The following is a 25,677-nucleotide window of genomic DNA, read 5'->3' on the forward strand; positions in this document are numbered from 1 at the left end:
CTTCGCGTCACGCCATGTTCTTCGGCCTGTTCGGCAAACGGAAGAAGGAGCCCTCCCGGCCGGTGGACCCGCTCGCCGCGCTGGACCAGCTCATCGAGAAACTGGAGCGCCAGGCGGCGGAGGTCCGCAAGTCGGCGGCCACGCTGCTGGCCCTCAAGGGGGACCTCTCGCGCGGCGTGGAGCGCTACACGCGCCGGCTGGAGGACATCGCCTCGCGCCGGGCCACCGCCGAGTCGCGCGGGGACGGCAAGGCCGTGGCCGTGCTGGCGAAGGACCGCGAGCAGGCGGAGGCCCTGCTGGCTTCCACGCGCGACGCGCTGGAGCGCGCGGACGCGGACGGGAAGCTGCTGCTGGAGGCCGCGGGAGAGCTCGGAGACCGGGTGACGGAGCTGCGCCGCGAGCGGGAGAGCGCCTCCGCGCGCCTCACCGTGGGCGGCATCGTCACCGAGGCCATGCGTGAGCGCGTGGCGCGCTTCGAGCAGGCGTTGGTGGTGGACGCGGCCCGCGACGAGGTGGAGCGGGCGCACGCGCTCGCGGACATCTACCGCGAGGAGCTGCGAGAGCAGGAGCGCTGAGGCGCCGCGCGACTCAGGTGCGGCGCGCCGTCTGGTGCAGCTCCAGGACGATGTTGCCGCCCTTGAAGAGCCGCACCGCGCCGGACGTCTGGCTCACCACCAGCGCGATGCAGTGCGTGGTGGACGTAATCCCCGCCGCCGCCGCGTGCCGGGCGCCCAGGCCGAGCGGAATCTTCACCGCGTCATCCGTGGCGGACAGGTAGCGGCCCGCGGCCAGCACCACGCCGTCCTCGCGGATGATGAAGGCCCCGTCCAGCACCGAGAAGTTCTTGATGGCTTCGCGAATCTTCGGGTCCAACACGTTCCGCTCGGCCTCGGAGAGTCCCTGGAACGGGTTGATGGTCATCTGCCGGCTCTTCTCCAGCACCGTCGTGTGGTCGCCGATGGTGATGATGGTGCCGATGGGGTGCCCCTCGAAGCCCTCCTGGCCCACCTGCAGCGCGAGCTGGATGAGCGCGTCCACCACCTGCGAGTTGAACTCCTCGCCGAGCTTCACGCCCTCGATGGTCAGCCGGTCATCCAGCGAGCCACCGATTCGCATCTGCATCAGCGTGTCCGGCGCGCGGCCCACCTTGCCCGTCATGCACAGGACGAGGTCCCCTTCCTTGAACGCTCCCTGGGACAGCGCGGACACGAGCGCCACCTTCACGCGCTCGGTGCGGGAGTAGTCGTAGGCGGGGATGACCAGCGCCCGGAACTTCTTCGCCTGCAGCTCCTGGGTCAGCTTGTCCAGCGTCACCGCGTACACGAGCTTCTTGCGAGCAGGCCGGCCCCGGAGCTCCTCGGGAGGGATGGGCGTGTCACAGATGTAGAGGAAGTGATCCACTTCGCTCTTGCCCGCCAGCGAGAGGGCCGAGCGCAGGAACTCCCGATCGAACTTCGTGTTCTCGGTCAAAAGGCCCTCCCTTCACCCGCAGTCTGCACCCAGGTCAGCTTGACACCGAAGGGTCCCTGAATAAAACTTTCGGGCCCTTTTTTTGGGGGCAGGGCCCAAACCCTCGCTGGACTGGAGCGAAGGCTGTGAACCAGAAAGATCTCAAGCGTTACAAGAAGATGCTCGAGGACAGCAAGACGAGCCTGCTCGAGAGCGCCAAGAAAACCCTGGTGGAGGAGTCCAACTTCGACACGGACGACCTCCCTGACGAGATCGACCTGGCCTCTTCCGAGTACGCGCAGTCCATGGTGTTCCGCCTGCGCGACCGGGAGAAGTTCCTCCTGCAGAAGATTGAGAAGGCGCTGGCCCGCATCGAGGACGGCACCTTCGGCATCTGCGAGCGTTGTGAGGAGGACATCTCCCCCAAGCGGCTGGAGGCGCGTCCGGTGACGACGCTCTGCATCCGCTGCAAGGAGGAGCAGGAGAAGAAGGAGAAGTCCTACGGCTGAGCGCCGTGGGGCCGGGCCGCGCGAGTGGAAGCTCGTGCGGCCCTCCCTTCCGAGATGACCGTGCCGGGCGCCCTCAGGCCGCGGGCGCCTGGATTTCCACGCGGAGCAGCTGGCGGCCGATGAGGAAGTGGTCCCCGTTGTCGACGAACGTGGGGCCCGCCAGCCGGATGAAGGTGCCGTTGGACGAGCCCACGTCGCGCACCTGGAGCCGGTCCTGGCGGACCTGCAGCACCGCGTGACGCCCGGACACGAAGCCGTCCGTGGGGAAGGTGAGGTCGCCCTGCTCGCGGCCCAGCAGGTTGTCGCCCTCGCGCAGCGGGAAGGCCCCGCCCCTCAAGCCCCCCTCCAGCAATTGCACCAGCCGCAGGCGGTAGCCGGGATCCGGTGAGCCCCACACCTGCGTGCCGCCCTGGCCGGTGGCCGCGGCGGGGATGGGCTCCAGCACCAGTCGCTGGCGGCCCAGGCGGAGCTCACCGCCGGGGGACAATTCCCGCTCCTGGCGCAGACGGACGAAGACGCCGTTGGCGCCTCCCACGTCCTCCACGGCCAGACGAGCGCCCGAGAAGAAGAAGCGCAGCTGGACGGGCATGATGAAGGGGTCGTCCGGGAGCGCGATTTCACCCTGCTGGCCGCAGGTGAGGGTGTCGCGCTGCATGCGGACGACGGACTCGGGGCCGCCGTCGGCGCGCACCACGCGGATGGAGACCTGCGGGCGCGCGGCGACGCTGGCCACGGCCATCACCATCGTCCCGGAGCGGATGGGCGAGCCACACGCCCGGCAGACGGTGGCGTCCCGGGCATTCTCTGTGTCACAGCGGGGGCAGTATTCCACGGCGTCCATGGCGTCCTCGGGGTTCTACCAGGGGCCGGGCCGGGTTGCTCGCCTTGTGCATGGCTTGCCCCTCACCCGAGCGACGTGGTGAAGTCCGGGCCCCACCCCATTGGGGAAAGTTGCCTTGCTCTGCCCCTCCTGCGGCGCCGACGCCCAAGAAACCTCCCGTTACTGCCCCGCCTGTGGCGCGACGCTGGTGCGCGCGGCCGATGCGGACGAGTACGTCGGCAAGACGATTGCCCACAAGTACCGAGTGGAGGCGCTCATCGGCGAGGGCGGCATGGGCAAGGTGTACCGCGCCCGCCAGCTCGCCCTGGACAAGGTGGTGGTGCTGAAGGTGCTGCGCCACACGCTGCTGTCCGACGAGCGCACCGTCGCGCGCTTCCAGCGCGAGGCCAAGGCCGCCAGCCGCCTCAACCACCCCAACTCCATCAGCGTGCTGGACTTCGGTCAGGCCGAGGACGGCGCGCTCTTCATCGCCATGGAGTACGTGGCGGGGCAGGACCTGCACCAAATCCTCAGCCGCGAGTGGCCGCTGGGGGAGGCGCGCGTGGTGCGCCTCGTCAGCCAGGTGCTGAGCGCGCTGTCGGACGCGCACGGCGCCGGCGTCATCCACCGGGACCTCAAGCCCGAGAACATCATGGTGGAGCAGCGCCGCAACGAAGGCGACTTCGTGAAGGTGCTGGACTTCGGAATCGCCAAGATTACCGACTCCACCGACGAAGGCCCGGCGCTCACCCGCGCGGGCTTCGTGTGCGGCACCCCCGAGTACATGTCGCCGGAGCAGGCGCGCGGCGCGACGCTGGACCACCGCTCGGACCTCTACGCGGTGGGCGTCATCCTCTACCAGTTGATGACGGGGCTGTTGCCCTTCGAGTCCGACTCGGCGGTGGGCTTCGCCACCAAGCACCTCACCGAGGAGCCGCCGCCGCCCACCCGCCGCCGGCCGGACGCCCGAATCTCGCCGGGGATGGAGCGGCTCATCCTCCGCGCGCTCTCCAAGAGCCCGGATGACCGGCCCGCCAACGCGGAGGCCTTCAAGGCGGAGCTGCTCGCGGTGGACAAGGAGCGCCGCCGGGCCGATGCCTCGCCGCGCCGCGCGCAGGCCTCGGCGGTGCTGGCGCCGCTGCCTCGCAAGTCCAACGGTGGCTCGCTGAGCGACGGCCGCGACACCACCGTGCCGGGCTGGGACAGCAACGAGGTGACGATGGAGGCGACGGTGCGCGCGCTGCCGGGCGTGCTCGCGCCGCTCCCCGCGAATGCGGACAAGATGCCCGCCACGCGGGAGAAGACGGACTCGGTGGCGCCGACGAATCCCGGCTCGGGCGGGAGCGGGCTCGCGTTCTTCTTCAAGTCGCTGACCATCCTGCTCGTCGTGGCCGCGGCGGGCTTCTTCGCCTACTACTTCTACATGGGCGCGGGCAGCGGGGCGCAGGACCTGCCGTACGCACTGCCCAAGAACGCGCCCGTGCCCGGCAGCGCGTCCTCCAGCACCGAGGTGGTGCCGCTCTACGAGCGGCAGATTTCCGCGGCGGATCGCAACGTGGAGCGCGCCGGCCAGTTGGCGAGGGATGGAGACCGGGCGCTGCAGCGCCTGGACACCTCGCTCGCGGCGTCGAGCTACCGCGAGGCCTTCAGCCTGAGCGGAGACCCGGAGCTGGCGCTGAAGCTGGGGGACATCTACTGGAGCCGGCCGAATCCCGACCTGCAGGAGGCCCGCGGCTGGTGGGAGCGCCACCTGCGCGAGGTTCCCCACTCCAGGGCGCGCGAGCTCATCGAGCAGCGCCTGGGCGGGGCCATCGCCCAGCCGTCCTCGCCCTGACGGCGGACGGCGCGGTTCGCTCGCAAATCGACAGGGTCGAAACTCCCGGCGCCGTGTCGCCCGGGAGCTCGCTCAGCCCAGGTTCTCCACCTGGAGCACGTGCTGGCCCAGGCGGACGCGGTCTCCCGGACGCAGCGGGCGCTCGACACCGGCGGCGAGGCGCACGTACGTGCCGAGGCCTCCGGACAAGTCCCGCAGCAGCGCGCCCGTGGGAGTGGGGGAGAGCTCGCAGTGGCGGCCGGCCAGGCCCTCGTCACCCGGGAAGCTCAAGTCGCAGTGCGCCTGGCCGATGGTGAGCAGCGGCGCCGCCGTCACCACCGCGCGGCCCGCGCGCCCGCCCACGAGGATTTCCTCCACCCCGTACACGGCCTGCCCCAGCGGCACCGGCGCGCCGTAGACGTGGGGACGGCCCGCCACGGGCGCCACCGGCTCCAGCCGGCCCGTGTAGCGGAACAGCCGCTGGCCCGCGCTGAAGAGGGTGCGCGGCGTGAGCGCCTCGGTGCCCGCGACGGCCACGAAGATGCCCGACGCGCTCGACTCGTCGCGCACGAACAGCGCCCCTTCCTTCACCAGGAAGGTGGCGTGCAGCGGCGACACGTAGACGTCATCCGCGAAGAGAATCGCCCCGCGCTGCCGGCCCACGACGCAGCCGGTGACGGGCAGCTTGTAGCGCTGGCCCCGCGCGGAGCCGGCAATCACCGCCAGCCCGAAGCGAGACGCGGCCGGAGGCGCCGGACGCGCGCCCGCCGGAGCACCCGCGGGTGGAGCCACCCCGGGCCGCGCGGGCATCGCACTGTCCGGAACCGGGGGCGGCGGCCGCGTGACGGCGGGCCCCGGAGGCACCGGAGCCGGGCCTCCACCCGCGCGGGGGGCCACGGGCGGCACCGCGGCGGCACCACCGGCCGGCGCCGTCGCCCGGGCCCCCACGGGCACGGGGCGCTCCACCTGGAGCCCCGCGGCGGCGGTGGGCGGAGGCGTCCGCGCCGAGGGCCGCAGGCCGGGAGGGATGGCGCTCGGCGGAGGCGGCGTGGTGTGCGGCACGCCGGTTTCCCCCTTGGGACCGGGGAAGGTGGACACGGCCACGGGACGGCCGGCGGCGGGCGCGGCGGGACGGGGAGGGGCCCCCGCCGGCTTCACGCCAGGCGGCCGGGCGGCCTCCTCCAGCGCCTGGCCGCAGAGCGCACAGGCAGCCGAGCGAGGCGGATTGTACCCGTCACAGTTCGGGCAGACCACGGCGAGAGCGGACAGCAGGAGCTGTGACATGGGAGAGCGCGAATTTAGGGGCCCGTAAAACGTCGGGTCAATGAAAGCGAACGCTCCGGGTGGGATAGTCGCCCCCGGGTGGGACGTGAACTGGAACACCCCTGCGTGGGGTGACGTTGCCCCCCCAGGGGGGCAAAGTTACGATTGCCCTTCACACTCGATGATTCGCCTGAACGACATCCTCCAACGGGTCTCCTCGTATCACCCCGACCCTGACCTGGACATCATCAAGAAGGCCTACGTCTATTCAGCCAAGGTCCACCAGGGCCAGCTGAGGAAGTCAGGCGAGCCCTACCTCGTCCACCCGCTCGAGGTGGCGGGCATCCTGGGAGAGCTGAAGCTCGACGAGGCGTCCATCGTCACCGGCCTCCTCCACGACACGATTGAAGACACGCTCGCCACCGCCGAGGAGCTGACCGAGCTGTTCGGCTCCGAAGTGGCCCAGCTCGTCGACGGCGTCACCAAGCTGTCCAAGTTCTCCGCGTCCGCCAGCCTCTCCCAGGAGGAGAAGCAGGCGGAGAACTTCCGGAAGATGATCATCGCGATGGCGCAGGACATCCGCGTCATCCTCGTGAAGCTGGCGGACCGCACGCACAACATGCGGACGCTGGACCACATGTCCGAGGAGAAGCAGGCGCGCATCGCCCAGGAGACCCTGGACATCTACGCGCCGCTCGCCAACCGGCTCGGCATCTCCTGGATAAAGACGGAGCTGGAGGACCTCAGCTTCCGCTACGTGAAGCCGCAGGAGTTCTTCGCGCTCCAGGAGAAGCTCAACAAGCGCAAGAAGGAGCGCGAGAAGTACATCGAGGACACCTGCGACCTCATCCGCACCAAGCTCACCGAGCGCGGGCTGAAGGGCGAGGTGTCCGGCCGCTTCAAGCACGTCTACAGCATCTACAAGAAGATCAAGTCGCAGGGCATCGACTTCGACCAGATCCACGACATCATCGCCTTCCGCATCATCGCCCCCACCGCGCCCTCCTGCTACGAGGCGCTCGGCCTGGTGCACGAGATGTGGAAGCCGGTGCCCGGCCGCTTCAAGGACTTCATCGCGATTCCGAAGCCCAACATGTACCAGTCACTGCACACCACGGTGATTGGCCCGCTGAGCGAGCGCGTGGAGGTGCAGATCCGCACCGCGGAGATGCACAAGATCGCCGAGGAAGGCATCGCCGCCCACTGGAAGTACAAGGAGGGCAAGGCGGTCATCTCCAAGGACGACGAGAAGTTCGCCTGGCTGCGCCAGCTCATGGAGTGGCAGCAGGACCTCAAGGACCCGAAGGAGTTCCTCGAGACGGTGAAGGTGGACCTCTTCACCGACGAGGTCTTCGTCTTCACGCCCAAGGGCGACGTGCGCTCGCTGCCGCGCGGGGCCACGCCGGTGGACTTCGCGTACGCCATCCACTCGGACGTGGGCAACCGCTGCGTCGGCGCGAAGGTGAACGGCAAGATTGTTCCGCTGCGCTACAAGCTGAAGAACGGCGACACGGTGGAGGTGCTCACCAGCCCGCAGCAGCACCCGTCCAAGGACTGGCTCACCTTCGTCAAGACGAGCCGCGCGCAGCAGCGCATCCGCGGCTTCATCAAGCAGCAGCAGCGCGACAAGAGCCTCCAGCTCGGCCGCGAGCTGACGGACCGCGAGTTCAAGCGCTTCCAGCTCAACTTCAACAAGCTGCTCAAGTCCGGGGACATCAAGAAGGTCGCCGAGGAGCTGGGCTTCCGCATCGAGGACGACCTGCTCGTCGCCATCGGCTACGGCAAGGTGACGCCGCAGCAACTGGTGCAGCGGCTGGTGCCGCAGGAGAAGCTCACCGCGGCGGAGGCCGCCGCGCGGACGGACGGACCGGGCAACACGGTGGCGCAGTCCACCGCGAGCAACTCCTCCATGCTGCCCGGCCTGTCGCGCGTCACGGACCTGGCCAAGCGGCTGGTGGGGCGCAGCAACCGCAGCGGCGTGCAGATTGGCGGCGTGGACGATGTCCTGGTGCGCTTCGGACGGTGTTGCAACCCCGTCCCCGGCGACCCCATCGCCGGCTTCATCACCCGGGGACGGGGAGTGACGGTGCACACGGTGGGTTGTGAAAAGGCGCTGGCCACGGACCCCGAGCGCCGCGTGGATGTGTCCTGGGACGTGCGGGGCGACTTCAAGCGCCCCGTCACACTGCGCGTGCTGACGGCGGACCGGCCAGGCCTCCTGGCGGACATCTCCAACACCTTCTCCAAGAAGGGCGTCAACATCTCCCAGGCCAACTGCCGGGCCACGGGGGATGACCGGGCGGTGAACACCTTCGAGGTCACCATCTCCGACCTCAAGCAGCTCACCGACCTGATGCGCACCATCGAGCGTCTCAACGGCGTCTACTCCGTCGAGCGAATCTAGAGCGCCTGCCTTTGTGGTAGAGCGCCCCGGAAACCGAGGCGGCTCCGTCAAGGGGCCGCCTCCTCTACTTCCGAGGTGCCCTCATGGCTCGCAAGGCAATCCACTCCGACCAGGCTCCCAAGGCCATTGGCCCGTACTCCCAGGCCGTGCAGGTGGACGCGGGGAAGATGACCTTCCTCTCCGGCCAGATTCCGCTGGACCCCAACACCATGGAGATGGTGCAGGGCGACGTCGTCGCGCAGGCGGAGCGGGTGATGGAGAACCTCAAGGCCGTGCTCACCGCCGGCGGCCTGGACTTCTCGCACGTGGTGCGCTGCACCATCTTCCTCACCGATTTGGGCGACTTCGCCCGCGTCAACGAGGTGTACGGCCGCTACTTCACCGGAGCCCCTCCGGCCCGCGCCACCGTGCAGGTGGCCGCGCTGCCCCGCGGCTCCAAGGTGGAGATCGACGCCATCGCCGTCTCGTGAGGTGACGCGCGGCGCGGTCTTGGGTGGGCCGCGCCGTCTCCCCGCGAAAACACAGAGGCCGCCGGACCTGGATGGTCCGACGGCCTCTCGTGCTTCAGCGTGTCGAGCGGAAGGCGGTTACTTCGCCTCGGCCGCCACCACGCCCGCGCCGGCCTTCTTCAGCTCCTCGTCGATGACCTTCTTGAAGTTATCGAGAGGCTGCGCACCGACGAGGGTGCGGCCGTTGATGAAGAACGTCGGGGTGCCGTTGGCGCCCAGGCGCTGACCCTCGGCGGAGTCGGCCTCGATCTGCGCGTTGAACTTGCCGCTGTCGAGGTCGGCCTTGAACTTGCCGACGTTGAGGCCAATCTCCTGCGCGTACTTCTCCAGCGAGGCGCGGTCCAGGGCGCGCTGGTTGGCGAAGAGCTTGTCGTGCATCTCCCAGAACTTGCCCTGCTCGTGAGCGGCCAGCGCGGCGGCGGCGGCCGGCTTGGCATTGGCGTGCATGGGCAGCGGCTGGTTCTTGAAGGCGACCTTGACCTTCCCCTGGTACTGGTCCTCGATCTGCTTCAGCGTCGGAACCACGCGGCTGCAGAAGGGGCACTCGAAGTCGGAGAAGGCGACGATGGTGACGGGGGCATTCTTCGCACCCTTCACCGGAGCGTTGCCGACCTCCACCTTCTGCACCGGCGGCTCGGCCTCGGCGCCCGGCGCGGGAGCGGCCGGGGCGGCGGCGATGTTCGCCGCGAGAATCTTGGCGTAGAGCTCCTCGGGCCTGGTGCCGGAGGCCAGCAGCTTGTCGGCCTTGGCAACCTCCTCGTCGATGACCTTCTTGAAGGAGTCGAAGGGCTGGGCGCCGACGAACTCACGGCCGTTGATGAAGAACGTGGGGGTGCCGTTGGCGCCCACCGCGCTGCCGGCGGACATGTCCGCCTCGATCTTCGCCTTGTGCTTGCCGCTGTCGAGGTCGGCCTTGAACTGCGCGACGTTGAGGCTGAGCTCCTTCGCGTACTTCTCCAGGGAGGCGCGGTCCAGGGCCTTCTGGTTGGTGAAGAGCTTGTCGTGCATCTCCCAGAACTTGCCCTGCGCGTGCGCGGCCATGGCGGCCTCGGCGGCGAGCTTCGCGTTCGGGTGGAAGGGCAGCGGCTGGTTGCGGAAGATGACGCGCACGTCCTTCGCGTAGGTCTGCTTGATCTGCTGGAGCGTGGGGACGACGCGGCTGCAGAAGGGGCACTCGAAGTCGGAGAACTCGACGATGGTGACCTTGGCGGTCGCCGGGCCGAAGACGGGAGAGTCGGACGGAATCTCGATCTTGCGGACGGCGGCGGCGGCCTGCTGCGCGGGGTTCTGCTTCGGGGCGGCCTTCTCGGCGCCCTTCTCGATGATCTTCGCGTACACCTGCGAGGCGGGGACGCCGCCCTTCACGAGGGCCTCGGCCTTGCCCAGCTCCTCGTCGATGAGGGCGCGGAAGTTGTCGATGGGCTGCGCGCCGGAGAGGAAGCGGCCGTTGATGAAGAAGGCCGGGGTGCCGCTGGCGCCGAGGGTGCTCGCCTGGGCCTGCTCCTTCTGGATGATGTCCTGGAACTTCGGGTTGGCCATGTCGGCCTTCCACTTGTCGATGTCCAGGCCCACGTCCTTGGCGTAGCCCTCCAGGGAGGCCTCATCGAGCTTCTTCTGGTTGTCGAAGAGCTTGTCGTGCATCTCCCAGTACTTGCCCTGCTCACCAGCGGCCAGCGCGGCGAGGGCCGCGGGCTTGGCGTGCGGGTGGAAGGACAGCGGGTTCTGCTTCATCACGACCCGGAGCTTGTTGCCGTACTGCTCCTGCAGCTTCTCCACGGTGGCGTGCGCGCGGCTGCAGAAGGGGCACTCGTAGTCCGAGAACTCCACCAGCGTGACGAGCGCGTCGGGGCTGCCCTTCACCGGGGACCCCTCGATGTTCACCTTGAAGACGGTGGGGTCCACGGGACGCCTGCCGGGCGCCTGCGCGGTGGGGGAGTTCGCGGCAGGCTTGGCGGCATCGGTCTTCGAGGGGCCGCTGACGACGCGACCGCCAAGGAAACCGAGCACCAGGCCCACGATGAGGGCCACGATGACATTGGGCTTCATGGGTTGGTTATGCTCCTTCGCCATGGGTCCGACTCCGGGCCCGAGCGTGAGGGTTTTGACAGGGCAGGGGCGGGGTACTTAACAGACGGATTTCCAGACACGCAAGCCAGTGTGGCTGGCTTCCGACAGGGGTACAGACCCCCCTAGGGGCCCGGAAACTGGGGAGTTTTTGGAAAAATTCCGCCAGAGTGAGGAATATGGAAGCCGCTGTCTGCCTGGACACCTCGGGGGCACTCTGCCCCATGCCCATCCTCGAGATTGCCAAGGCCATGCGGAGGCTTCCGTCCGGCGCCGTCGTGGAGCTCATCTCCACGGATCGCGGGCTGGAGGCAGACCTCCCCGCGTGGTGTGAGGCCACGGGAAACACGCTCCTCGGCATGGAGCGGCGGGGCGCGAGCTACGTGGGGTGGGTGCGCAAGGCCGGCTGAGCCGCCACCTGCCGGGCGGCCCCGCCATTCATCGGCCTGTTGCGTCAGAGAAGCTGGAGGACGCGGTCTTCCAGGCGCTGGCCACGGCTGACGCCGAGGATCAGCACGTCGTGCTGGAGGAGGTGGCCCACGACGCGGCTGATGACCTCCTCGGGCTTCACACCACCGCGGATGCGTACGCGCAGGATGGACGGGGACTCCATGCGCGCGTCGGTGACGTCGGCCAGGGCGGTAATCTCGGGGATGAGCACGTCGCCGCGGGCAATCTGCACGCGGAACTCGGAGCCCTGGCCGGTCAGCTCGGACATGGTGCCGGCCTGCGCGAGCGTGCCCTTGTCGAGGATGGCGGCCGCGTCGCACAGCTCCTCCAGCTCCTGGAGGTTGTGGCTGGAGACCACCACCGTCTGCCCTGCGTCCTTCATGCCCTTGATGACCTGGCGCACCTGGGCGGCGATGCGCGGGTCCAGGCCGGCGGTGGGCTCGTCGAGGAGGACCAGGGGCGGCTTGCCCATGAGGGACTGGGCCATGGCGGCGCGCTTGGCCATGCCGTGGCTGAGCGCCTGCGTCTGGACGTTCCACGCCTCCATGAGGCCCACCTGCTCCAGGGCCTCGCGGGCCTCGCGCTCGGGCTCGGGGAGGTTGGACAGGCGGGCCCAGTAGGTGAGCAGCGCGCCCGTCTCCCAGCCAGGAGGGAGCACCGCGTCCTGGGGCAGCGCGCCCAGCCGGCCCTTGAGGGCGCCGGGCGTGGCGGGGTCCACGTCCATGACCTTGAGCGAGCCCTCGGTGGGGTAGAGGTAGCCGCACATCATGGAGAAGGTGGTCGTCTTGCCGGCGCCGTTGGGGCCGATGAGGCCGAACACCGAGCCTTTGGGCACGGAGAAGCTCACCGCGTTGACGGCCACCTTGGGGCCGAAGCGCTTGGTGACGCCGAACAACTCAATGGCCAGGTCGCTCACAAATCCCTCGCGCGCAGGACGGCGTAGGCGCCCAGCAGGAAGAGTGTCGCGAAACCCGCGTACGCGGCACCACTGGCGCCGAACTCGGCCAGGTTCGGGTGCAGCAGGTTGCCCGCGTAGTGCGAGGGCGACAGGTACTTCAGGAAGCGCAGCACGCCCGTCTCGCCGGACGCCTGGCCGATGGTGTCCATCAGCCAGAAGACGAACAGGGCGATGAAGTTGAAGACGAGGCTCACCGCCGGGCTGCGGAAGAGGCTGGAGCACAGCGTGGTGAGCGACACGTAGGCCAGCGAGAAGACGATGGCCGCCAGCCAGAACTTGAGCAGGTTGAGCACCACGTAGCCGAAGGCGAAGTCCGGGTTGGCGATGCGGGCGTAGATGAAGATGGCCAGGTCGACGATGAGCACCAGCCCCAACAGCAGCGTCGCCTGGGAGAGGAACTTGCCCAGCAGCACCGACGAGCGGCGCGCGCGCACGGTGAGGTAGCGCATGGAGCGCGGGCCCACCTCGCCGCTGATCTGGTCGAAGCCCATCAGGGCCACGTAGGCCGGCAGGAAGAAGAGGGTGATCTTGAAGACGACGAGGACTTCCAGCGGGACCTGCGCGAGCGCCTCCATCATCGAGGAGTTTTCGCTGGTGAGGAATCCCAGCATCCACTTGCGCATCTCCTCGGCCGCCTGGGCCGGGGCGTCCGCGTTGGCGCCCACGCTCTCCAGTTGCTTGTTCACCGCGTCGCGCACCTGGCTGGCAATCCAGCCGACCACCAGCAACACCAGCGCGGAGAACATGCTGTAGAGCCCGAGCAGCACCACCGCGCGCCCGCTGCGCACGGCGCGGCGCAGCTCCGCGCTCCAGATGACCAGGGTTTCTTTCAGTCCGTCCAAGATGTGGGGGAACCTAGCGGAGTTGCGCACCCCTCCGCCAAGTTTCTAACGCCAGCGGCCGGCGGAAGCGGCCGAGGAAGCGCCAATGGACAGCGCGCCGCCAGCCGGTAGAGTTCGCGCTCAGCTCATCTCCGGAGGAGAGTCATGCTCACCTCCGGAGCCCCCCTGGAGCCCCTGCGCAGCAATGACGATCCGCCGCCGTCTCCTGTCCGCCGCAGCGCTGTTCCCCCTCGCACTCCTGCTGGGCGCCAATGAGCCCCGCCAGGACGCCGCCGCCATTTCCGGTACATCGGACCAACCCGGCACAGCGGCCGCGCAGGGTGGGGCGGGGCAGGCCACGGCCGCGGCATCCACGCACGCCGGTGCGAATGGGGCGGAGCAGGCCGCTGCCTCCACGACGGGCAATGTGGAAGCTGGCGCCGCCGCGAGCACGGGCAGTGCGGGACAGACAGCCGCCGATGCCGGAACGCCGGAGTCCTTCGCCACGGCGAGCGCCGCGGTGCTCGGGGGCGCGTCACCGGATGGCGGGCTCGCGGCGCTGGCCGCGGAGCCGGGCCTGGTGCCTCCGGTGCCGGTGCCCTCGCGCGAGTCGGCGCCTCCGATTGCGAAGCTGCAGCCGCTGCCCCGCGCCGCGGACCTGCTGGCCCGCGCGAAGCTGGAGGGCGAGCGGCTGGTGGTGAAGGAGAAGAACGGCCACAAGCAGGTCCTCACCATCGACCCGCTGCTCCAGACGCAGTTGACGAACATCATGCGCGACTACGGCACGCCGTACGCCGCCGCCGTCGTGCTGGAGCCGTCCACCGGGCGCGTGCTGGCCCTGGCCGAGCACTCCGCCGCGCAGCCGGAGATGCGCGGCCTGCCCGTGCGCGCCGTGTTCCCCGCGGCGAGCATCTTCAAGATCGTCACCGGCAGCGCGCTGCTCGAAGCGGGCGTCCCTCCCTCGGTGGAGGAGTGCTTCCACGGCGGCAAGCGCCGGCTGTCCGAGAAGCACCTGGAGGACAGCGAGCGCGACGGCGCCTGCATGTCGCTGGCGCTGGCCATGGGCAAGAGCGCCAACGTCATCTTCGCCAAGCTGACGAACAAGCACCTCAACGTGGACGCGCTGCGCCGCATGGCGGCCCGCTTCCGCTTCAACCGCGAGATTCCCTTCCCCATCCCCACGGACGTGTCGCTCGCCGCCATTCCGGAGGAGCCCTTCGCCCTGGCCAACACCGGCGCGGGCTTCGGCGACGTGTACCTGTCCCCGCTGCACGGGGCGCTGATGGCGTCGGTGGCCGCCAACAACGGCCACTGGGTGGACCCCGTGCTCGTGGAGCCCGAGGCCGGCCCTCTGCTGCCTCCCGAGGGCGAGCCCGTCCTCACGCCCGAGGCCGCGAAGGACCTCACTGCCATGCTGGAGGAGACCGTCACCCACGGCACCGCGCGCGGCGTCTTCCGCGAGCGCGCCTTCCGCGTGGACGGCGCCGTGGGCAAGACGGGCACGCTGGCGGACCGCAATCCCTTCCGCGACTACTCGTGGTTCGTGGGCTTCGCGCCCAAGGACAACCCGCGCGTGGCCGTGGCCGCCGTCATCGTCAATGACCCGAAGTGGCGCATCCGCGGCGCGTGGCTCGGCCGCGAGGCGCTGCGCCTGGGCCTGCTGCGCGTCCCCGAGCCCGTGGAGATGACGGCTCCGGCGTCCGCCGCCGGGAAGCACTGAGGCGCGTCCGCCTCAGCGCTGCGTGAGCTTCACCAGGCCCCGGTCCACGAAGCCCTGGAAGAACTTCAGCGCGTCCAACTCCTGCAGCGGCGACACGTGGACGATGGCGGCCACGTCGCGCCGCCCGTCGATGCGTGACAGGAGATATCGCTCAGGCGCGGAGAGCTGCAGCGTCTTCAGGTGCGCGGCCGCCACCAGCAGCGCGGGCACGCGCGGCGGGTCCACCAGCTCCCTGCGCAGCTCCACCACCAGGCGCTCCTGCGCCTGCTTGAGCAGCTCCGACGTGCGGGGTGACGCACCCATCTCGTGCGCTCGCTTCGCCAGCGCCTCCGCGTCGCGCACGTTGCCGGCATCGAGGAAGAGCTGCGCCGCCTGGAGCACCTCGTCCGCCGAGGACTCCGAGCCGATGACGCCCGCGTCCTCCTCTTCCTCCTCCACCACCATCGTCGTCGGCGGAGGCTCGGGCTCCAGCTCCGACACCTTCACCGCGTCCAGCCGGTAGAGCGCATACAGCCGCTGATAGAGGAAGAAGTCCGTGGCGTGCAGCGCCAGGGCCATGCCGTCGATGCTGAGCCCGTCCTTGATGAGCTGGACGATGCGCTCGTCCATGCTGCCGGGCTTGCGCTCGGGCAGCTTGCGCTCGTCCACAGATAGCCGCACGCCCCCGGAAGGGAACACGGCGCGGATGGCCTGCCACGCCGTCTCGCGGAACTCGCCCTCGCGGTGGATGTCCAGCAGGTCCACGCTGACGTCCAGGCCCGGCACCTCCGGCGCCGTGTCCGAGGCCTCGAAGGCGAACTCGCCCTCCGCCCAGTGGAAGGCGTCCAGCAGCATCTCCCGGAACTTGTGACTCAGCGCGCTACGCACGGTGGCCTCGGGGACGAGGCCCGTCGTCACCAGAATCTTCCCCAGGAAGACGCGCGTCTTGGCCTGCGTCGCGAAGGCCTTCTCGAGCTGGTCCTCCGTCAGGTGCCCCATGTTGATGAGGAATTGGCCGAAGAACTCACGCGGCTCGTTGGAGCTGGCGCTCACCACGTGGCCGTCGCGCAGTTGCAATTGCTTGCGCACGTCCCCACGCTCCACCTTCAGAGCACCGGTGACGCGCCGGTTCCCGAGGTAGACGACGAGGTCCTTGAGGGGCATCGTCGAGAAGTCACCAGACAGACCACGCATGGACCGGCCATCCTGCACCGCATGAGAGTCGATATCTACTCGAAACCCAACTGCTCGCTCTGCGACAAGGCAGCCGCCGTCGTGGAGTCCGTGCGTGCTCGCATCCCCTTCGAGCTACGGATCATCTCCATCCTCGAGGACGCGGCGGCCTTCGAACGTTGGCGCTACGACATCCCCGTGGTGGTCATCGACGGCGTGCCTGCCTTCAAGCACCGCGTGGAGCCAGCCGAGCTCGAGGCACGCCTACGTGAGGCACAAGGTGGCACACCCATTGCTAAATCCGCTGCCCAGGATGGGTAGTTCGGTGCCCTTCTCCAGCAAATCCGGGGAGATGCAGAGGTCAGGGGAGGGCGCGGGACTGTAAATCCGGGTGCGGGCCGGAGGCGCGGTGAAGAAGAAAGTTCTGTCGGGGAGGGTGGAGCGGTGGGCGTGAGACGGAAGCGGGTGGGCAAGGCCGGTCAGCCGCCCACCGTGCTCGTGGTGGAGCCACGGGCCGAGGACCTGGAGCGGACCCGGCTGCTCCTGGGGGAGGCCGGCTTCCGGGTGGTGCCGCTGACGCGCTTCGACGCGGCGATGCCACTGTTCGAGGTCATCCGTCCGGATGCGGTGCTGCTGGCCGCGCAGGCTCCGGACTACAGCGCGGTGCAGGTGGCGCGGCGGCTGCGGCAGGTGAGCCGGGGCACCGTGCCCATGCTCTACCTCGTGGACCCGCACGACATGGAGGCGTACCGCTTCTGCCTGGAGAAGGGGCAGTGCGTGGACATCGTCTCGCGCGGGAGCAGCGGGGCGGAGCTGGCCATGAAGCTGCACGCGCAGCTCAAGCTGAAGCACGCGGTGCTGCGCGCGGCGGCGGGCGAGGAGTCCGGCACGGCGCTGGCGCTGCATGACCCGGTGACGGGGCTCTACAACCGGCCCTTCCTGCTGGCGCTCATCGGCCAGGAGGTGCGGCGCGCGGAGCGGTACGGCGGGACATTCTCCCTGGTGGCGGCGGAGGTGGGCGGCTACGGCGCCTTCCGCAAGGAATTCGGGCGCGGCATGGCCGAGCGCCTGCTGGTGTACAGCGCGGTGGTGCTGGGGCAGACGGTGCGCGAGGCGGACGCGGTGGCGCGTGTCGCCGACAGCCAGTTCGCGCTGCTGTTGCCGGGCACGCCCGCGGAGTCGGTGCCGGAGGTGCTGTCCCGGGTGAGCGCGCGCTTCGAGGCGGCGCGCTTCCAGGTGGAGGGCCGCGTGGTGCGCACGACGCTGGAGTTGGGGGCGGTCAGCTTCCCGGACGCGGTGGGCACGCCCACGCAATTGCTGGCGGCGGCGCTCCAGGAGCTGAGGCGGACACGCGAGTTTCGTCGCACGGTCGGGGGACCGACCCGGCTGTCGGTGTGAGGATGGGTGGAGGTTCGATGCACAGGGCGAGCGGAGGCGAGGGGATGGATCGGATCGCGGTGCTGGTGGTGGATGACGAAGAGTCGGTGCGCACGTTCCTGTCCGAGTTGCTCGGCAGTGCGGGCTACCAGGTGCGAAGTGCCGCGAGCGGCGCGCAGGCCCTGGAGATGCTCTCGGGAGGTTCCTTCGACGCGGTGCTGCTGGATGTGGTGATGCCGGAGATGAGCGGCCTGGAAGTCCTGCGCCGCTACCGGGGCGCGGGGGGCACCGCGCCGGTCATCGTGCTCAGCGCGCTGGCGGGCGCGGACGACGCGGTGCGCGCCATGAAGATGGGCGCCAGCGACTACCTGTCCAAGCCATTCGGCAACGACGAGCTGCAGGACGCGCTGGCCCGGGCCCTGGGCACGCGCGCTCCGGAGCGGCAGGCCGCGGCGCCGGGGCTGCCTCCCCGCGTGGCGTCTCCTCTCATCGACCCTTCGGCGGATGCGGCGCGGGTGCTCATCTCCACGTCGCCGTCCATGCGCCGGGCACGCGCGCTGGTGGAGCGCATCGCGGACACGGACGTGCCGGTGCTGCTGCTCGGTGAGTCCGGCACGGGCAAGGAGGTGATTGCCCGCGAAATCCACGCGCGCAGCCAGCGGCGCGGCAAGCCGTTCATCAAGGTGAACTGCGCGGCGCTGCCCGGCGAGTTGCTGGAGAGCGAGCTGTTCGGCCACGAGCGTGGCGCCTTCACCGGCGCCACCGCGGAGAAGCCCGGCAAGTTCGAGCTGGCGGACCAGGGCACCATCTTCCTGGATGAGATTGGCGAGATGGCCATCCGCCTCCAGGCCAAGCTGCTCCAGGTGCTGCAGGACGAGGAGTTCTTCCGCGTCGGCGGCAAGAAGAGCGTGCGCGTGGACAGCCGCGTGGTGGTGGCCACCAACCGCGACCTCGAGAAGGAGATTGCCCTGGGCAACTTCCGCGAGGACCTCTACTACCGCCTCAACGTGGTGGCCATCCGCCTGCCGCCCCTGCGCGAGCGCCGCGAGGACGTGGTGCCGCTCACGGACCACTTCCTGAAGAAGTACGGCCGCCACTACATCAACGGCGTGTCCGAGCTGCCGCGCGAAGTGCTCCAGGCCTTCTCGGACTACGACTGGCCCGGCAACGTGCGCGAGCTGGAGAACATGGTGCGCCGGCTGTGCGTGCTGAAGGACGCCACGCTGGTGCTCGACGAGCTCAGCGCGGCGGGCCGCTCTCCCGCCAGCGCGCCGTCGCTGCCCACCGCGTACGGCGGTGACGACGGCACCCATGGCCGCGTGCAGGAAGAGCCGGTGCGCGCGCCGTCGTCCTCGTCCGTGCAGGTGCTGGAGATGCCCACGCGCGGGGTGTCTCCGGCGATGGCGTCCTCCGTGCCGGTGTCGGCTCCGGCGGTGCCGGAGCCGGTCAACTCGGTCATCCCGACGCCGCGGTACGCGAATCCGTTCGACGTGCCGCAGCCGCCTCCGCCTCCCGCTCCGACGGGAGATTTGTCGCTGAAGGACATCGGCAAGCGGGCGGCCATGCTGGCCGAGCGCGAGGCGATTCTGGCCATGCTCCAGCGCACCGCCTGGAACAAGCGCCGCGCGGCCACCAAGCTGCGCATCAGCTACAAGGCGCTCCTGTACAAAATCAAGGAGTGCGGAATCATCGACCCGCGCGCCAGCGCGGAGCTGTAATCCGTCTACACGCGCACTTGCGTTGCCCCCCGTGGTCCCGCTATCGCGGGGGGCATGACGCCCCCTCTCGTCCTCCTCGGCTCCGGGTACACGCTCACGCGGCTTGCCGTGGCGGAAGCGCGTGCGGGCCGCGACGTGCTGGCGGCCACTCGTGACGCCGCGCGGCGCGCGGAGCTGGAGCGCGCGGGGGCTCGCGTCACCTCGCTGGAGGACGCGCTGTCCCGGACGGCCGGGGCGCATGCCGTCATCTCCGTGCCGCCGGACGCGGGGCTGGACGCGCGCATCGCGGAAGGCCTGGCCCGCAATCCACCGTCGCGGCTCGTCTACCTGTCGTCCACCGGTGTCTACGGCGGCGCGCGCGGCCACGTGGACGAGGACACTCCGGTGGACCCGTCCTCGAACACGGCTCGCGGCCGCATCGACGCGGAGTCGCGCTTCCTCCCGCTGGGCGCGGTGGTGCTGCGCATCGCCGGCATCTACGGCCCGGAGCGCAGCACGCTCGCGCGCCTTCAGGCAGGCGCCGTCCGGCTGCCGGAGCGCGGGGGAGGGCGCATCTCCCGCGTCCACGTGGACGACCTGGTGGAGGCCATCCGCGTGGCGCTCCAGCGCGGCGAGCCCGGCGCCATCTACTGCGTCGCCGATGACCGGCCCGCGTCCCAGGAAGAAACCGTCACCTGGCTGTGCGAGCGCCTGGGGCTGCCTCCGCCGCAGCGCGTTCCGCTGGAGAGCCTCCACGAGTCGTTGAGGGGCGACCGCGCGGTGTCCAACGCGCGCCTCAAGGCCCGGGGCTGGTGGCTGCGCTACCCGGACTACGTCGCCGGCTTCACCGCGCTGCTGGAGGCCGAGGGGCGTCCCGCCGGGGCCGGGCCGCTGACGGTGCGCAGGATCCTCCCGGACGAGGCCGGGGTCTTCTGGGCGCTGCGGCTGCGCGCCCTGCGCGAGCATCCGGAGGCCTTCGGCGCGTCTCCCGAGGAGGACGAGGTGCGGCCGATGGAACAGGTGCGCGCGCGGTTGAGCGGGGACTCGCAGCTCGTCATGGGCGCCTTCGATGGGGACCGGCTGGTCGGGACGGCCGGCCTGAAGCGGCAGGACGGGCGGAAGTCGGCCCACAAGGCCTTCATCTGGGGGATGTATGTCGCGCCCGAGGTCCGCTCCCGGGGCGTGGGCCGGAAGCTCGTCACCGCGGTCATCGACGAGGCCCGGAAGATGCCGGGACTCGTGCGCATCACCCTCGCCGTCACGGTGGGCAATGCTCCGGCCCAGACGCTCTACCGCTCCATGGGCTTCCGCACCTATGGCGTGGAGCCGGCGGCCCTGAAGATTGGCACCACCTATGTCGACGAGGAGCTGATGTGCCTGCCCCTGTGAGCCCCGCCATGGGACCTGCACACAGTGTCGTACCCGGGCCTTTCGCAATCGTCACATGCATGTGGCGTGATCCGGTGACAGTTCCCGCGGGCGCTGGTGTTCGATGGGAGGCGCGTCGTGCCGCGCTGGAGGCTTCCCCGAGCATGCCCCTGTGCATTCCCCACTGGTTGCTGGAGCGAGTCGCCCTGGGCGAGCTGCCCCCGGAGGCCCTGGCCGACGCTCGCGCGCGGCTGGAGCGCGAGCCGGATGGGGCGGGGCGCCTGGCCCGGTTGGAGGAGGACTCGCGCCGTACCCTGGAGCGCCACCCGCCCGCCGCCGTGGCCGCCGAGGTGGAGCGCCGCCGTGCCGCCCGCTCCCGCATGGACGCGGCCCGTGAGTCCGGGCAGGGCGGCTGGCACGGGCTGGCCCTCGGCATGCCCGTGGCCGCCTCGCTCGCGCTGCTCTTCCTGTCCACCCAGCGGGAGGCGCCGGAGCCCATCGACGTCGATACCGTCTACGCGCCCATCGTCTGGCAGGGCCCGGAGCGCCCCAAGGGCGACCCCCTGCTGCGCGTCCACCGGCAGGGAGCCACGGAGCCGGAGTTGCTCGCCAACCACGCGAAGGCGCGCCGGGGCGACGTGCTCCAGCTCAGCTACGTGTCCGCGGGCCGCCCGTATGGCGTGGTGGTGTCCGTGGACGGGCGCGGCGCGGTGACGCTGCACCACCCGGCCACGCTCACCGGCTCCACGGCGCTGACCCCCGGTGATGCCGTGACGCTGGACCACGCGTACGAGCTGGACGACGCCCCCGGCTTCGAGCGCTTCCTCTTCGTGACGTCCGAAGCGCCGCTCGACGTGGCCACGGTGCTGGAGGCGGCGCACGTGCTCGCCCGCCAGCCCTCCGAAGCGCGCACCCGGCCGCTTCCCCTGCCGGAAACCCTGGTTCAGATCTCCTTCACGTTGGAGAAGGTGCCGTGATGACGCGGTCACTCCTGTTCTCGCTGTTGCTGCTCCCCGTGCTCGCCACGGCGGCTCCGCCTTCCGCTTCCGCCACGGCCTCCCAGCCGGTGCGCCGCTTCGCGCTGCTGGTGGGCGTCAACGACGGCGGCGCGGGCCGCGCGAGGCTCCGCTACGCCGTCACCGACGCGAAGGCCTTCGGCGAGGTGCTGGAGGAGCTCGGCGGCGTGTTGCCTCAAGACAGGCTGGTGATGATGGAGGGCAACCGCGCCGACCTGGAGCGCTCGCTCTCGAAGTTCAAGGCGATGATTGCCGCGGCGAAGACGGGCGGCGGCCGCACCGAGGCGCTCATCTACTACTCGGGCCACTCGGACGAGGAGGGACTGCTGCTCCAGCAGGACCGCTTCGGCTACAAGGAGCTGCGCCAGGCGCTGGAGTCGCTGCCGGCGGACGTGCGCATCGCCATCCTCGACTCGTGCGCGTCCGGCACGCTGGCTCGGCAGAAGGGTGGGGTGCGCAGGCCGTCCTTCCTCGTGGACGCGTCCACCGCGGTGCGTGGTCACGCCATCCTCACGTCCTCGTCCGAGGACGAGGTGTCGCAGGAGTCCGACCGCATCGGCGGCTCGTTCTTCACCCACAACCTGATGTCCGGCATGCGCGGCGCCGCGGACGCCACGGGCGACGGGCGCGTCACGCTGCACGAGGCCTACCAGTTCGCCTTCCACGAGACGCTGGCGCGCACCGAGCAGACGCGCGCGGGCGCGCAGCACCCCGCCTATGACATCGAGCTGGCCGGCACCGGCGAGCTGGTGATGACGGACCTGCGCTCCACCGCGGCGGTGCTGGTGCTGGGCGACATGCTCGATGGGCGCCTCTACGTGCGCGACGCGCCGGGCCGCCTCGTGGTGGAGCTGAAGAAGTTCGCCGGCCGCTCCACGGAGCTGGCCCTCCAGCCGGGGCGCTACACGGTGATGCGCGAGTCGCTCGGCTCGGCCTCGCGGGCGGAGCTGGTGCTGGACCAGGGCGGGCGCTTCGTGCTGGCGGAGACCGCCTTCAAGCCGGTGGGCGTGGAGATGACGGCCATGCGCGGAGGGGGCACGCCGCGCCTCGACGGCGTGGCCGGCGTCATGGGCGCGAGGGAGGCGCCTCCCGGCGCGGACGGCACGCCGCACCGGTACATGCCCGTCAACCTGGCCCTGTTCCCGACGGTGCAGACCAACGACATCGTCGGCGGCAACGTGGACAACAGCTTCTCGTTCGGCCTGGCGGCGGCCCGTTCGGCGCGGCTGAAAGGTGTGGCGCTGTCGCTCGGGGCGAACTGGGCGACGGACTCCGTGTCGGGCCTCCAGATGGCCATCGGCGGCAACGTCGCGCGCGCGGACGTGACGGGCACCCAACTGGCCGTGGGCGGCAACTGGGCCTCAGGCGAGGTGACGGGCCTGCAGATGTCGGTGGGCCTCAACATCGCGCGCCAGGGCGGCCTCGCGGGGCAGCTCACGGTGGGCGGCAACATGTCCAACGCATCGCTGGACGGCGCGCAGCTCGCGGTGGGCGCCAACTGGGTGGCCGGCGACTTCGGTGGCTGGCAGGCCGCCGTGGGGCTCAGCTACGTGCGGGACCAGATGTCCGGCGTGCAGATGGCCGTGGGCGCCAACTACGCCGCCACGGCGCGCGGCGCTCAGTTGTCGCTCATCAACGTGGGCGGCGACGTGAAGGGCATGCAGCTCGGGCTCGTCAACATCGCGGGGAAGATGAACGGCCTGCAGCTCGGCATCGTCAACGTGGCGAACGAGATGGAGTCCGGCGTGCCGGTGGGCCTGCTGAGCATCATCCGCAACGGCCAGTTCCACGTCGAGGCGTACGGCAACGACGTCAACTTCGCCAACACCGCCATCAAGGTGGGCAGCCGCACCCTCTACACGACGGTGGTGGTGGGCATGGGCAACGCTGGAAACTCGCGGGGGCCCAGCCACTGGTCCCTGGGCCTCGGCCTGGGCGCGCACCTCCCCGTGTCCGAGCGCCTCTCCGTCGACGTGGACGCGGTGACGAGCTCCGTCTACGACTGGGACGAGGCCTTCACCACGACGCGCCTGTGGCACCAGGTCCGCGTCATCGGCGGCTTCCAGCTCGCGAAGCGCTTCGCCATCATCGGCGGGCCGACGATGAACCTCATGCACGGCGTGGACGGCGACGCCATCACCGGGCTGAGCCGCTTCTCCCGCGAGGGGCCCAAGCACTTCATCTGGTGGCCCGGCGTGCAGCTTGGCGTGAGGCTCTGACGCCCGCGCGCGGAGATTAGGCATCCTTCGCGGTCCCGTTTGGAGGACCAATGGGTTCAGTCCGCGGGGGCCCGAAGGACGCCTTTTCACGCCCGCCCCCACGGTGACAGGCTCTTCCCCCTTGGCCGCGGCGGCGCGGCCCGAGCCAACCTTGCTTTGGGGGCACGATGTCAAAGCTGTTGTTCGCGGCGTTCAGCGAGGGCGTCAACCTCTCGATGTCCGGCAACCACGAGGCCGCCATCCTCGCGTTCGACAAGGTCCTCGCCGTGGACCCGAAGCACGTCCCGGCGCTCACGGCCAAGGGTTCGTCCCTGGCCGCGCTGGGCCGCACGCAGGAGGCGCTGGCCTGTTTCGAGCGCGCCATCGAAGTCGACCCGAACGCCGCGGACCCGCACCGCGACGCCGCCTTCTGCCAGCTCGAGCTGGGGGAGCCGGAGACCGCTTCGGAGCTCATGCAGCGCGCCGTGCAGCTCAACCCCGAGCCCGGCTACCGCGAGGCCGCCGCCGTGGAAGTCTATTCACTGGGCAACGCCCTGCTGACGCGAGGCTCGCGCCGGCCGGACAAGGCACGCTACCGGCAGGCTCGCCACGTCTTCGAGCTGGCCCTGGAGCTGTCACCCGCCTACGTCGAGGCAGCCAAGGCCCTGGCGGACGTCTGGGAGCACCTCGGGGATACCGCCCAGCGAGACCACTACGCGCAGCTCGCCAGCCGGCTGCGCCCCGCCGCGAGCTGACCCGGCGGGCAGGGTGCCGAGCGCTCCACGCGCTCGATGGCGCCTCACGAAGGCGGCCCGCCGTGTCTGTCCCGAGGGGCGGACGTCGCGGGCCGCTTCGGGTTGTTACACCCCGCGCGGCCCTGATTCCGTTATTCTTCACGGCAGGTACGACAACGAAGGTACGACAACGCCGCGCGGGAGAAGCCAGAATGATTGTCATGCTCGAGCCGGACTCGCCTGAGTCCGTGGTGTCCACCGTCCTGAAGGTCGCTTCCCAGTACAAGGGAATCACCCCTCGGGCGCACGTCATGGAGGGCGCCGAGTACACGGTTACCGAGGTGTACCTGCTCGGCCCCACGGCGCAGGTCCCCACCGAGCCCTTCGAGCAGATTCCCGGCGTGCGCCAGGTGGTGCGCGTCTCGCAGAAGTACCGCGTCATCGGCCGGCACAAGGGCCAGGTGGCCTCGTCCGGCTTCGAGTACAACGGCATCACCTTCGACGAGAAGTCGGTGCAGCTGTTCGCGGGCCTGTGCGCCGTGGACAACCGCGAGAATGTCGACACGATGATGGGCGCGCTCGCGAAGTGCGGCATCAAGACGACGCGCATGGGCGCGTACAAGCCGCGCACCAACCCCTACGAGTTCCAGGGACTGGGCGCCGCGTGCCTCCCGTGGGTGTTCGAGCTGGCCGGCAAGCACGGCATCAAGGTCATCGCGATGGAGGTCACGCACCCGCGCCACATCGACGAGATTCGCGAAGCGCTGGAGCGCTCGGGCAACGCCACCGGCGTCATGCTGCAGGTGGGCACGCGCAACGCGCAGAACTTCGAGCTGCTGAAGAGCATCGGCCAGCAGCGCACGTTCCCCGTGCTCTTCAAGCGCGGCATGGGGATTACGTTGGAGGAGTCCCTCAACGCGTGCGAGTACGTGGCGAGCGAGGGCAACCCGAAGATTGTCTTCTGCCTTCGCGGCGTGAAGACGCACCTGGGTGACCCGCACCGCAACATGGTGGACTTCGCGCACGTGCCGGTGGTGCGGCGCCTCACGCGCATGCCCGTGTGCGTGGACCCGTCGCACGCCATCGGTCAGGCGGCGGCGCCTCCGGACGGGCTGCCGGACATCTTCCACGCGATTGGCCAGGGCCTCATCGCCGGCGCGTCCATGGTGCTGGTGGACTTCCACCCGCAGCCGGAGGCCGCCCTCTGCGACGGCCCGCAGGCGCTGCGCCTGGAGCAGCTCCCCGCGCTCCAGAACTACACGCGCATCGTCCGTGATGCGTACATGGCCGCCGTGAAGAACGGCGACGGCAGCAAGCCGGCAGCGTCCTGAAGCCCCACGGCTCTGGCGTGACGC

The 25,677-nt window shown here is 70.1% G+C and carries 22 protein-coding genes; 15 read left to right on the plus strand and 7 right to left on the minus strand.

Annotated elements, in window-relative coordinates:
• The first annotated feature begins 14 nt into the window (after positions 1-14).
• A complete protein-coding gene (locus ACVTJA_RS21660; RefSeq protein WP_465838828.1) occupies positions 15-575 on the plus strand; it encodes a PspA/IM30 family protein in 561 nt (186 codons plus the stop codon).
• 13 nt (positions 576-588) lie between these two features.
• Here the strand turns inward: ACVTJA_RS21660 and ACVTJA_RS21665 are convergent, their stop codons facing one another.
• Positions 589-1,470 (minus strand): DNA integrity scanning protein DisA nucleotide-binding domain protein, encoded by an 882-nt coding sequence (locus ACVTJA_RS21665; protein WP_465838829.1) that lies wholly within the window; start codon positions 1,468-1,470, stop codon positions 589-591.
• A 125-nt stretch (positions 1,471-1,595) separates the two neighbouring features.
• On the opposite strand from ACVTJA_RS21665, the gene ACVTJA_RS21670 reads away from it, so the two are divergent.
• Positions 1,596-1,958 (plus strand): TraR/DksA family transcriptional regulator, encoded by a 363-nt coding sequence (locus ACVTJA_RS21670; RefSeq protein WP_163999307.1) that lies wholly within the window; start codon positions 1,596-1,598, stop codon positions 1,956-1,958.
• A 73-nt stretch (positions 1,959-2,031) separates the two neighbouring features.
• On the opposite strand, the gene ACVTJA_RS21675 is transcribed toward ACVTJA_RS21670, so the two are convergent.
• The gene (locus ACVTJA_RS21675; RefSeq protein ID WP_465838831.1) at positions 2,032-2,799 is read right to left on the minus strand and encodes an FHA domain-containing protein; all 768 of its coding nucleotides are present in this window, start codon (positions 2,797-2,799) and stop codon (positions 2,032-2,034) included.
• Between the two features lie 115 nt (positions 2,800-2,914).
• On the opposite strand from ACVTJA_RS21675, the gene ACVTJA_RS21680 reads away from it, so the two are divergent.
• On the plus strand, positions 2,915-4,612 hold the full coding sequence (locus ACVTJA_RS21680) for a protein kinase domain-containing protein (RefSeq protein ID WP_465838832.1): 1,698 nt from the start codon (positions 2,915-2,917) through the stop codon (positions 4,610-4,612).
• Between the two features lie 72 nt (positions 4,613-4,684).
• Here the strand turns inward: ACVTJA_RS21680 and ACVTJA_RS21685 are convergent, their stop codons facing one another.
• Positions 4,685-5,875 carry an FHA domain-containing protein gene (locus ACVTJA_RS21685; RefSeq protein ID WP_465838834.1) on the minus strand — a complete coding sequence of 397 codons (1,191 nt, stop codon included), beginning with the start codon at positions 5,873-5,875 and terminating at the stop codon, positions 4,685-4,687.
• A gap of 160 nt (positions 5,876-6,035) precedes the next feature.
• On the opposite strand from ACVTJA_RS21685, the gene ACVTJA_RS21690 reads away from it, so the two are divergent.
• Together ACVTJA_RS21690 and ACVTJA_RS21695 are read left to right on the plus strand one after the other, a co-directional pair.
• The gene (locus tag ACVTJA_RS21690; protein WP_465838835.1) at positions 6,036-8,258 is read left to right on the plus strand and encodes a RelA/SpoT family protein; all 2,223 of its coding nucleotides are present in this window, start codon (positions 6,036-6,038) and stop codon (positions 8,256-8,258) included.
• An 83-nt stretch (positions 8,259-8,341) separates the two neighbouring features.
• Complete coding sequence (locus ACVTJA_RS21695) at positions 8,342-8,728, plus strand: RidA family protein (protein WP_465838837.1); 387 nt, start codon at positions 8,342-8,344, stop codon at positions 8,726-8,728.
• Between the two features lie 117 nt (positions 8,729-8,845).
• Here ACVTJA_RS21695 and ACVTJA_RS21700 read toward each other — a convergent pair whose 3' ends face one another.
• Positions 8,846-10,813 carry a DsbA family protein gene (locus ACVTJA_RS21700; RefSeq protein WP_465840474.1) on the minus strand — a complete coding sequence of 656 codons (1,968 nt, stop codon included), beginning with the start codon at positions 10,811-10,813 and terminating at the stop codon, positions 8,846-8,848.
• A 197-nt stretch (positions 10,814-11,010) separates the two neighbouring features.
• On the opposite strand from ACVTJA_RS21700, the gene ACVTJA_RS21705 reads away from it, so the two are divergent.
• Positions 11,011-11,241 carry a sulfurtransferase TusA family protein gene (locus tag ACVTJA_RS21705; RefSeq protein WP_465838838.1) on the plus strand — a complete coding sequence of 77 codons (231 nt, stop codon included), beginning with the start codon at positions 11,011-11,013 and terminating at the stop codon, positions 11,239-11,241.
• Between the two features lie 44 nt (positions 11,242-11,285).
• Here ACVTJA_RS21705 and ACVTJA_RS21710 read toward each other — a convergent pair whose 3' ends face one another.
• On the minus strand, positions 11,286-12,197 hold the full coding sequence (locus ACVTJA_RS21710) for an ABC transporter ATP-binding protein (RefSeq protein WP_465838840.1): 912 nt from the start codon (positions 12,195-12,197) through the stop codon (positions 11,286-11,288).
• Entirely contained in the window at positions 12,194-13,081 is an 888-nt protein-coding gene (locus tag ACVTJA_RS21715) for an ABC transporter permease (protein ID WP_465838841.1), read from the minus strand. Before ACVTJA_RS21715 ends, ACVTJA_RS21710 begins: the two co-directional genes overlap by 4 nt.
• An 85-nt stretch (positions 13,082-13,166) precedes the next feature.
• Between ACVTJA_RS21715 and ACVTJA_RS21720 the strand changes: the two genes are divergently transcribed.
• On the plus strand, positions 13,167-14,780 hold the full coding sequence (locus tag ACVTJA_RS21720) for a penicillin-binding transpeptidase domain-containing protein (RefSeq protein WP_465838843.1): 1,614 nt from the start codon (positions 13,167-13,169) through the stop codon (positions 14,778-14,780).
• Between the two features lie 12 nt (positions 14,781-14,792).
• Here the strand turns inward: ACVTJA_RS21720 and ACVTJA_RS21725 are convergent, their stop codons facing one another.
• Positions 14,793-15,953 (minus strand): DUF4388 domain-containing protein, encoded by a 1,161-nt coding sequence (locus tag ACVTJA_RS21725; protein WP_465838844.1) that lies wholly within the window; start codon positions 15,951-15,953, stop codon positions 14,793-14,795.
• Positions 15,954-15,974: 21 nt separating this feature from the next.
• Here ACVTJA_RS21725 and ACVTJA_RS21730 point away from each other — a divergent pair, with 21 nt between their 5' ends.
• The 8 genes from ACVTJA_RS21730 (at position 15,975) to ACVTJA_RS21765 (ending at position 25,653) form a co-directional block, all read left to right on the plus strand.
• Positions 15,975-16,253 carry a glutaredoxin family protein gene (locus tag ACVTJA_RS21730; RefSeq protein ID WP_465838845.1) on the plus strand — a complete coding sequence of 93 codons (279 nt, stop codon included), beginning with the start codon at positions 15,975-15,977 and terminating at the stop codon, positions 16,251-16,253.
• Positions 16,254-16,376: 123 nt separating this feature from the next.
• Positions 16,377-17,330, plus strand: coding sequence for a GGDEF domain-containing protein (locus ACVTJA_RS21735; RefSeq protein ID WP_465838846.1), 954 nt, complete (start codon positions 16,377-16,379; stop codon positions 17,328-17,330).
• A gap of 44 nt (positions 17,331-17,374) precedes the next feature.
• On the plus strand, positions 17,375-19,027 hold the full coding sequence (locus ACVTJA_RS21740; protein WP_465838847.1) for a sigma 54-interacting transcriptional regulator: 1,653 nt from the start codon (positions 17,375-17,377) through the stop codon (positions 19,025-19,027).
• Between the two features lie 54 nt (positions 19,028-19,081).
• Positions 19,082-20,395: a GNAT family N-acetyltransferase gene (locus ACVTJA_RS21745; RefSeq protein ID WP_465838849.1), complete on the plus strand. Its 1,314-nt coding sequence runs from the start codon at positions 19,082-19,084 to the stop codon at positions 20,393-20,395.
• 143 nt (positions 20,396-20,538) lie between these two features.
• A complete protein-coding gene (locus ACVTJA_RS21750; protein ID WP_465838850.1) occupies positions 20,539-21,351 on the plus strand; it encodes an ActD protein in 813 nt (270 codons plus the stop codon).
• Entirely contained in the window at positions 21,351-23,609 is a 2,259-nt protein-coding gene (locus tag ACVTJA_RS21755; protein WP_465838852.1) for a caspase family protein, read from the plus strand. Before ACVTJA_RS21750 ends, ACVTJA_RS21755 begins: the two co-directional genes overlap by 1 nt.
• A 167-nt stretch (positions 23,610-23,776) precedes the next feature.
• Complete coding sequence (locus ACVTJA_RS21760) at positions 23,777-24,343, plus strand: tetratricopeptide repeat protein (RefSeq protein ID WP_465838853.1); 567 nt, start codon at positions 23,777-23,779, stop codon at positions 24,341-24,343.
• A 191-nt stretch (positions 24,344-24,534) separates the two neighbouring features.
• Positions 24,535-25,653: a 3-deoxy-7-phosphoheptulonate synthase gene (locus ACVTJA_RS21765; RefSeq protein ID WP_465838854.1), complete on the plus strand. Its 1,119-nt coding sequence runs from the start codon at positions 24,535-24,537 to the stop codon at positions 25,651-25,653.
• Positions 25,654-25,677: the final 24 nt, after the last annotated feature.

The organism is Pyxidicoccus sp. M6, from assembly GCF_055568925.1.